The following is a 1,272-nucleotide window of genomic DNA, read 5'->3' as shown; positions in this document are numbered from 1 at the left end:
ACTTGCGGGGTGCTGGCACTGCTCGTGGTTCTCCTTACGCCTGGATCGTAACAAACCCAGACATCAGGGACTCCATGAAAGTCAGAGCAGCTCACAGGGCCCGGGTCTGGACCGTGTGGTTGGGGTGGTTCGAGTTGGCGAGGGTGAACTGCCGCAACGGTCCGAAGTGCGCCTCGATCGGGTTGGCCCAGGAGGTGTTGGTCGGGGTGAAGCACAGGTGGACGTTGTTGTTCTTCGCCCAGCGCAGGACCTTCTTGCCGTTGTGGGCAGAGAGGTTGTCGAGGATCACGTAGACCGGGGCGCCGTCCGGGCGGGCGGCGCGGATAGACCTGAGCGCGGCCAGGGTGTTCGCGGTGCCCTTGCGGCGGCGGTTGACTCCCCACAGCGTGTCGTCGCCGACCGAGTAGCAGCCGTGGAAGTATGTGACGCCGTGGGTGCGCTTGTAGGTCGCCGGCAGTCGGTTCGCCCGACCTTGCTCGGCCCAGCAGTTGCCGGCGGTGGGACGGATGCCGAGCGGGCCGAACTCGTCGAACGCGAACGTGCGGTCCGAGAAGCGGTCCAGGACGTGCTCGATCCGGTCGAGTTTGGCGTCGTAGTCGGGGTCGGTGGACTCCTTCCAGGTCTTGGTGCGCTGGAAGGTGATGCCTCGTCGGGCGAGCAGGCAGCGCAGGGCCTCGCGGCCGATCCGAATGACCCGGCCGTGGACCTTGCGCAAGTAGGCGAGGAGTTTGCGGATGGACCAGCGGGTGAAAGGCTGGCCGAGCTTGGTCGGGCGGGTGATGGCCGTCTGGATGACGAAGTCCTCGTCGTCAGGACTGAGCAGGCGGGGACGGCCTCCCGCCCACCGAGGGTCCAAGCAGGCCAGGCCGATCTCGTTGAACCGGTGGATGACGTCCCGCACGGTGTCCTCGTCCGCCTGGACCAGTTGGGCGATGACCGGGACTCGGTTGCCGCCGGCCGAGGCCAGCAGCATCATCGCCCGCCGATATCGCACCGAGTTGGTGCTGCCCCGACGCACGATCCTCTGTAACTGCTGGCCTTCGTGGTCCGTGAGCCTGCGGACCCTGACCGGCTCTGCCATCGCGCCCTCCCGAGTTGAACGTCTCGCGACATCCAACCGGCCCAGGGCCCGCCAGCGCCAACCCGGCGAACCTATGCGGTCACAGCACTAGGGCATGTATTTGGTCGTGATCAATCTGAGGGATTCACCCTCGCGACGGGTCCTGATCCGGTAGACCGTGTTGCGTGACGCGAGCGCAACTTACCGACGCG

At 66.3% G+C, this 1,272-nt stretch carries 1 protein-coding gene; it reads right to left on the bottom strand.

Annotated features, from left to right (window positions below):
* Positions 1-91: 91 nt before the first annotated feature.
* Entirely contained in the window at positions 92-1,081 is a 990-nt protein-coding gene (locus ACGF0D_RS44295; RefSeq protein WP_392926269.1) for an IS630 family transposase, read from the bottom strand.
* Between the last annotated feature and the right edge of the window lie 191 nt (positions 1,082-1,272).

It is taken from the genome of Kitasatospora sp. NPDC048298 (assembly GCF_043201465.1).
GTDB lineage: Bacteria > Actinomycetota > Actinomycetes > Streptomycetales > Streptomycetaceae > Kitasatospora.
Note: the sequence above shows the minus strand (reverse complement) of the source record. Positions and strands in the feature narration are given on the sequence as shown.